Below are 6,877 nucleotides of genomic sequence, written 5' to 3'. Positions count from 1 at the left end.
TCCAGCGAGGCGTGATAACGGGCCGACGGCAGCAGGGGCCGGGCGGCGATTTCGCCGGGCTTGATGGACTGGTCGATGGGGAACAGTTCGATCCGGGCGCGGGTGCCTAGCGTGAGGTCCGCGTAGGCCGCCACGGTGTGGGTGGTGCCTAGGTCGATGCCGATGAGGTAGTGGGGGGGGTTGGGCATGGGGAGGTTTGGTGAGGGGTTAGATTCTGATCGTTCGCACGCGGCGCGTGGGAACGCCGCTATCCCGTGCTGCGGGGTGTGTCGATTCGGAGCGCGGCGCGCTCAAACTGCATTCCCACGCGGCGCGTGGGAACGAGCAAATATCTTTTCAACTTCGGCATTCGTTTCCGGGGTATTCCAGTCCGGGGAATAACTCACCTTACCTTTCCATGCGCCGGGTGGCTTGATTTTCGGGGGCTCGTACTTGATGAGTTTAGCGACGGGCACGCCGTCTCGGGCTAAGATAACTTCTTCGCCCTGTTCCATTGCGACAATTAAGTGGGGTAATTGGTTTTTGGCTTCTGCTAAGTTGACTTGCATAATCCCGCCTTTAACAGTTTTGCTTGAATCTCGGGGCCGCGCATGAGAGCAGATAAATGGACTCAGATTTCAGTAAAATAATCGAGATCGACCTTCTTAATTTCATAAGAAACCACGGTTGATACCCCGACATTATGATCCATCATCAAGGTCGCGAGCATTTCGCCATCCACCAGCACGATTTTCCGGTCAATATTCGAGACGTAATCAACGGCTTCCTTACTAAAATTCGAGGTTGTGATAAACACTCCTTTCCGGGCACCTTTGCCCATTAGGGCACCTGCGAATTTCTGGATTTCTGGTCGCCCCACGGCGCCTTCCCAGCGCTTGGCCTGAATATAAATGCTATCTAGGCCCAACCTATCTTCATTGATAATCCCGTCAATCCCACCATCACCGGACTTTCCCACGGCCTTTCCGGCGTCTTGCCGGGTTCCCCCGTATCCCATCCCGACCAATACATCTATCACCAATTGCTCGAAAAATGCGGGGCTGCAAGCTTTAATCGCTTGGATAAGTTCATCCGCCAGATTTTTCCTGAGTTTCTGGTGGGTTAACTCTAATACTTCTTCGGGCGTTTGTTCCGAAACCATCTGCTCGGAATCATTGCCCTTGGCTTTTTCGGAATTACGGGAAGCGACGAACTCGGGGAATTGTTCAAGAAACTTGATATTGATCCGTTCGGGATTCTGCGCGAGTACGTACTTGCCACGCGGCGCGATTTGAAAGCAGCCCCGTTTCGGCGCTTCCAAGAGTTGAGCCATTTTCAAATAAGTCCGCGCCCAAGCAATGCGGTTATCGAATGTAGTTTGCCGACCACTGGAGAGTTTTTGCTCTAAGTCGGTGGGGGATAAATTAAAGTGACCTGCCAGATATTCCACCGCCTCCCGCTTGGTGTGTTCTTGCCCGTCGGCGGCAAACTTAAGCAGGGGCAGCATAATGGATTGGAAGTCGGGGATCGCCATAGTTTGATTTTTTATTGGGCTGATTTAATGAGGATTGGGGAATATTAAACTTCCGAAAAACACCGCGCCTGAAACCCCATAACTCCGCCAGCAAGGCCCACAATTCAGCCATACCGACATCGGGCAGGACGGATTCACTCATTGGGTCTTCTCTCCACCCATCTCATTCGCCGGATCATCAAACACCTCGCCCAAATCCTTCGCATCCAAGGCCCGGTCAAACCATAGCTCCGACTGCTCCACCGTCGCCCCCCGCAAGCGTTCCCCGATCCGTTCCGGCAGCTTCCCGAAGCGGCGCTCCAACAAGCGTTCCAGCAACAGTACCCCGCGTCGTGCTTCACCCCGCGCTTCACCCCGCGCTTCGCCCTGCGCCTCGCCCAAGGCCATACCCCGCGCTTCTGCCAAGCGCTCAAAACTCGTGACATACCGCATACGATAATCCTCCTCTTCCCATTCAGTGATTTCCTGCCAAAGTTGCCGGGTCAGATGCTCCGGCACCCGCATCAGCCAGTCGATAATGAAGAACAAGTCCAGCACCCGCTGCTTGTCCCAGCCCCGCTCGTACAGCAGCCGTACCAGCCGCCGCTTGGCGTGATAACGGGCCATGTCGTCGCCCTTGGTCCGCTGCGTCAGCAAGTGCGCGGCGGTGACCAGAGCGAAGGGGTTGGAGTCGGCCAGCAATTCATCCAGCCGCGCGGCGTAGTCGGTCAGCTTCACCACCGGAAACCGAATGCCCACTTCGCAGCCGAACAGCTCGTAGCCATAGCGATCCGGGCGCCAGCCGGACACGGGGTCGGCCAACACCACCAGACTGGCAATGGGCGCTTGATAGCGGTCGAACAGGCGGTAATGGTAAACGAACACCCGCTCCGGCAGACCTAAGTCGCGCTGGGTTTGGATTTCGATCTGGATGTAAACCCAAGTTTCCCGCCCATCCAAGCGCCGCACCTGCACCAGCAAGTCCACCACCCGCTTGCCTTGCTCGGCCTCGCGGACGATGGCCCGCAATTCCTGATCGAGAAGGGCGAAGCCCGCTTCCCAGTCAATCTGGCGGTAAATATCGGGGAAATAGAACGCCAGAAACGCCGGGAAATCGTGCTGGACGGCGTCTTTCCAAGGGCTGTCGTAGTCGTCTTGATGATTCACTAGGCCGCTTCCAACATTCTTGAAACCAAACCCCTACCCGCCGTGGCCGGTGGCAGTAATTTTCCATCGCTTTTAAGCGTCTCGATCCATTCCTCGACAATCTGGCAAAGTTCCCGGTAAACCAAAGCTTCATCGTCGCCATGACAACAGGGACCGATTAAACCGGGACATTGCCCCACATAACATTGATCCTCCTTCCGACCACTCGACAATTTTCAAATAACGGGCACTTTCTTTCATTGCTCCGACTCCCTGATTTTGTTTCGCACTTCGCGTTCCTGATAAGGTTTGGCGTCGTCGCCAAGCTGACCCGAGATCGTAATTCTCCCTGCTTTCGGATGCTCATAGTGTCTATGGCTTCCTTGCCCACCCCGATTAATGAACCCGGCCTGCTCCAACCGAGCAACAAGGTCTCTAATCTTTTTAGAGATATATCAAATACCCCCCAAGTCGGGGCGGGCATAACCCGCCCCACATCCCATCCATTACTTGCCGAACGTCGACCAAAACCCCTTCTTGCCTTTCTTCGAGCCGGAACCGGACTCCTCCGACGACAGTTCACCAGCGGATGATTCTTCTGGCGTCCCCTCGGTCACAGGCTCTTCCGGGGCTGACTCGGCCACGGACTCCGCAGGCGATTCCAGTTCGGGCGCGGCATAGACCGATTCGGTGGGTTCCACCGCCGCCTCCGTGTTGCCCAGAATCGGCTCCTCCGGCACCAGCGCTTCTTCGGACGCCAGAGCCGCCGCTTCGCCGCCACCGCCAGCCCGCACGTCGAACTCCACCTTCCAGCGCTCGCCGCCACCCCGCGCCACCGCTTCCAGTTGCAGCGTGCCGACTTCCGTCACCCGCGCCGCCAAATGGACGGGCACGACTTCGCCGGGCCGGTGATTCTCGGCGGTCAAGGTGACTTCGATGGATTCCAATTCTTCCACCTCGTCGGGCGACCACCAGTCGAGGCGGGTGCCCACCACATCGTCGCGGCGGATGTTGGAGGAGAAGAACCGGAAATGCACCGGCTCGCCCACGATGACGCCGAATTCATAGGGCGGCAAATCGGCCTCGGTGCCCTCCTCCATGCCGAAGGGCGCGATGCAGACGGCCTCGATTTCCGGCGGCATTCCCGGCACGGCGGGCATGGCGCTTTCCACGCCGACGTAGTACGCCGCCGCCGTGCCGCCCCGGATGCGGACGCCCTTGCCCTTGCGGACATAGCCGTAATAGGCCGCGCCACGGGCAACCGCCAAATCGAGGTCAGCCCCGTGCAGCAAACGGGCGGCGGGGACGCCGTCGGCCTCCAGCCAGGAGTTCAGGACTTCCAGCAAACGCCGCTCCAGCGAGGCGGACTTGAACACGCCGCCGTTGAGCAACAAGGCGGTGGGATGCAGGAAGCGGGCGTTCTCCGGCACTTTGAAGCCCTGTAACTCCGCCGTTGCGCCGATTTGTCGGCCTAGGAACGCGGCCAGATGGCTGGTGATGCGGGCGTCCTTGGCGTAGGGCAAACCCAGCGAGGTCAAGCCGGCGCGGGTCTGCGCCGCCGGGCGGTCGGTGAGATCGACGCGGGGGAAGAAGCCTTCCACCAAAGTGCGGTTCACCTCGTCGCGGGTCAGGGCGGTGCGGAGCGTGCCGCCAATCAGCGAGGAACCCCGGCTCGGCACGACCACGGCCATTTCCTGGGCGTCGTTATCGGACAGCAAGCCTTCCTTGGCGTCCCGGCAGCTATGGGTGAGCGCCTGGATTTGCCAGGGTTCGAGCCGCTTGCCTTCGGATTGGAGCTTGTTCTTCAACAGGTAGGCCAGGGCCAAGTCCATGTTGTCGCCGCCCAAGAGGATGTGGTCGCCGATGGCGACGCGGTTCAGGTTCAGGTTGCCGCCGTCCTCGGTCACGGCGATGAGGGACAAGTCGGTGGTGCCGCCGCCCACGTCCACGACGAGGATGATGTCGCCCGGCTTGACCTGCTCGCGCCAGTGGCCTTCGCTGGTCTGAATCCAGCTATACAGGGCCGATTGCGGCTCTTCCAGCAGCACCGCCTGCGGCAGGCCCACGGCGTGGGCGGCCTCGACGGTCAGTTCCCGCGCCGCCGGATCGAAGGACGCGGGCACGGTGATGACCAAATCCTGGTCGGCCAGGGGCGCGTCCGGGAAGCGGGCGTTCCAGGCGTCGCGCATGTGGCGCAGATACTCGATGGAAGTCTGCAAGGGCGAGACCCGCTTGACCTCTTCCGGCGATTGCAACGGCAAGATCGCGGCCCGGCGGTCCACGCCGCCATGGGACAGCCAGCTTTTGCCGCTGGCCACCAGGCGGATGGGCGTCTTGCTGCCCAGTTGCCGGGCCAAATCGCCGACGATGGATTCAGGCCGCTCGTCCCAGGGCAGCACCAGGTCGCCGGGGGCAAGTTCGGCCTCGTGGGCCTGGTACATGAAGGACGGCAACTGCTTCTTGTCGCCGATCACGCCGGGCGAGGTCAGTTGGGGAATTTCGAGGACTTCCAGGGGGGCTTTTTCGCCGTCCACCTGGTTCAGGTCCACGAAGGAAACGACGCTGTTGGTCGTGCCGAGGTCGATGCCTACGGAATATCGTTTGTCGCTCACAGTGCTACCTCCGTTGAGGCGTTGGGATGGATGGTGTCGGGGCCGGTGCCCGCCAAGTAATCGGCGAAAAATAATTGGCCGGAATCTGTAGGTCGGACTTCAGTCCGACCTGTCAGGCTAAAGCCCGACCTACAACGTGTCGGGCCGAAGTCCGACCTACGACGAGGCACAATCACAGCTCCACCTCCGCCGACGCGATGATGTGGGTGTCGTGGCCTTCCGCGATTTTCGGCAGCTTCACCTGAGCGGCCCGCCAGCCGCGATGGATCAGCGTGCCGGTGAAGGGCGGCGAGCCGACGATGTTGCCGCTGACCCGCACCGTGGCGGGGTCGAAGCCTTTGGGCAGGGTCAACCGGGTGCCTTCGGATTCTTTCCGCACCGGCTCCAGCTCGAAATGCTGTTTCAGCACCTTACGGCAGCCCTCGTGGACCACGCGGACGGCGGCGCCGATCTCGGAATCCGCATAGCCGACCACGTCCTCCTGAACGAAGTCGAGGAAGCGGGCCTCCTTCTGGAGCAGGCCGAGCAATTGCAGGGCCGCGTCGGGCGTCGCTTCTTTGACGATGACCGGCTCGGGCCGTTCGATTTTGGGCGGCTCGATGGGCTTAAGCGCTTCGCGGATGACTTGCGGGGCGGGCGGGATCATTTCCGCCGGGACTTTCTCGATGACGATCCGCACCGGCATGGCGGGCGGTTCGGGCAGCAAGGACGGCGGGACTTTTTCAATCACCACCGAGACGGGCGCCTCGGATTTTTTGCGCCGCAGCAGGGCGATCAAACCCACGGACAGCAGCACGATTTGCAGGATTAACAGCACCACCACCAGGGCCGCGAGTCCGAGATGGACCACGTCGAAAGTGGTGGGGAATAGATTGGGGTCGATTTGCATCAGTAGCCTCTGATTATGGGTTGGCGGGTCGTTGCGAAAGGATAGTCATCATTCATCACCCCACACTCGCCCGCCCGGAAGCCAGGTCCAGACGGTCAAACGGAGGGTTGAGCGGGCGGGGATGGGGCGGGATTCTTCCGGCCCCCGGCCCGGCTCGCCTCGGACAGATAGTTTGGGAAAGAAGTGCCAAGTTTGGGGCGGCGGGACCGGGTTTCAAGCAACCACGCCATCCCCCCGCCAAAAGATGGGCCGACGCCGCGGCCCGGTCACGGCTTCGCGGACGGCTCGTTGGCGGAGCGCACGGCCTGGGTGGCCATCACAACGCGCAGCACCTGCTGGGCCGCCAGGGAACGCTTGCTGCGCAGGTAGCGCTCGGAAATTTGGTCGGGCACCTGCTCCGCCTGGAATGGCGCCTTCACGGCGGATAGCTCGTCTTCGCAGCTTTGCAAAATTAAATCCGTTACCCGGCGGGAATCTTCCTTATCGTTTAGATGGGTATGGGTTTCGTCATTGACGCATTGCTCGTAGACACGGAGTCTCTCGTGGACCTTATCCAAGGTCTGTTGGCTCAGGGTCGAGGGCTGCCACGCTTGGCTCGTAGCCTCTGGCTTGACGGAGGACTGGCAGGCCGTCAGGGTCATCCCGGCGATCAAGGCACTTACAAAAAATCTCATGGACAGCAACTCCTGGCTTAAACAAAGACGTGTTGAGTTAGGTTCTGTTGACGTAAGCGAAGCC

At 60.3% G+C, this 6,877-nt stretch carries 8 protein-coding genes; all 8 read right to left on the bottom strand.

The features are described from left to right. On the bottom strand, positions 1–188 hold a 188-nt coding region (locus tag ACXWUF_RS15935), incomplete at its 3' end, for a hypothetical protein (RefSeq protein WP_458495640.1). 102 nt (positions 189–290) lie between these two features. After that, entirely contained in the window at positions 291–548 is a 258-nt protein-coding gene (locus ACXWUF_RS15930) for a type II toxin-antitoxin system Phd/YefM family antitoxin (RefSeq protein WP_458495639.1), read from the bottom strand. Between the two features lie 62 nt (positions 549–610). Continuing rightward, complete coding sequence (locus tag ACXWUF_RS15925; RefSeq protein ID WP_458495638.1) at positions 611–1,513, bottom strand: restriction endonuclease; 903 nt, start codon at positions 1,511–1,513, stop codon at positions 611–613. Positions 1,514–1,651: 138 nt separating this feature from the next. Beyond that, complete coding sequence (locus ACXWUF_RS15920) at positions 1,652–2,659, bottom strand: cytosolic protein (RefSeq protein WP_458495637.1); 1,008 nt, start codon at positions 2,657–2,659, stop codon at positions 1,652–1,654. Positions 2,660–2,895: 236 nt separating this feature from the next. After that, positions 2,896–3,078, bottom strand: coding sequence for a type II toxin-antitoxin system HicA family toxin (locus ACXWUF_RS15915; protein WP_458495641.1), 183 nt, complete (start codon positions 3,076–3,078; stop codon positions 2,896–2,898). Positions 3,079–3,144: 66 nt separating this feature from the next. Further along, entirely contained in the window at positions 3,145–5,250 is a 2,106-nt protein-coding gene (locus ACXWUF_RS15910; protein ID WP_458495636.1) for an Hsp70 family protein, read from the bottom strand. Between the two features lie 172 nt (positions 5,251–5,422). Further along, positions 5,423–6,139 carry a DUF2760 domain-containing protein gene (locus ACXWUF_RS15905; protein ID WP_458495635.1) on the bottom strand — a complete coding sequence of 239 codons (717 nt, stop codon included), beginning with the start codon at positions 6,137–6,139 and terminating at the stop codon, positions 5,423–5,425. 266 nt (positions 6,140–6,405) lie between these two features. After that, positions 6,406–6,813 carry a hypothetical protein gene (locus tag ACXWUF_RS15900; RefSeq protein WP_458495634.1) on the bottom strand — a complete coding sequence of 136 codons (408 nt, stop codon included), beginning with the start codon at positions 6,811–6,813 and terminating at the stop codon, positions 6,406–6,408. Between the last annotated feature and the right edge of the window lie 64 nt (positions 6,814–6,877).

It is taken from the genome of Methylomagnum sp. (assembly GCF_054333355.1).
This window is presented reverse-complemented; position numbering and strand designations above follow the sequence as displayed.

Coding starts and splice junctions, on each gene's coding strand:
- ACXWUF_RS15930 (WP_458495639.1), bottom strand. CDS start 548: ATGCAAGTCAACTTAGCAGAAGCCAAAAACCAATTACCCCACTTAATT.
- ACXWUF_RS15905 (WP_458495635.1), bottom strand. CDS start 6,139: ATGCAAATCGACCCCAATCTATTCCCCACCACTTTCGACGTGGTCCAT.
- ACXWUF_RS15900 (WP_458495634.1), bottom strand. CDS start 6,813: ATGAGATTTTTTGTAAGTGCCTTGATCGCCGGGATGACCCTGACGGCC.
- ACXWUF_RS15925 (WP_458495638.1), bottom strand. CDS start 1,513: ATGGCGATCCCCGACTTCCAATCCATTATGCTGCCCCTGCTTAAGTTT.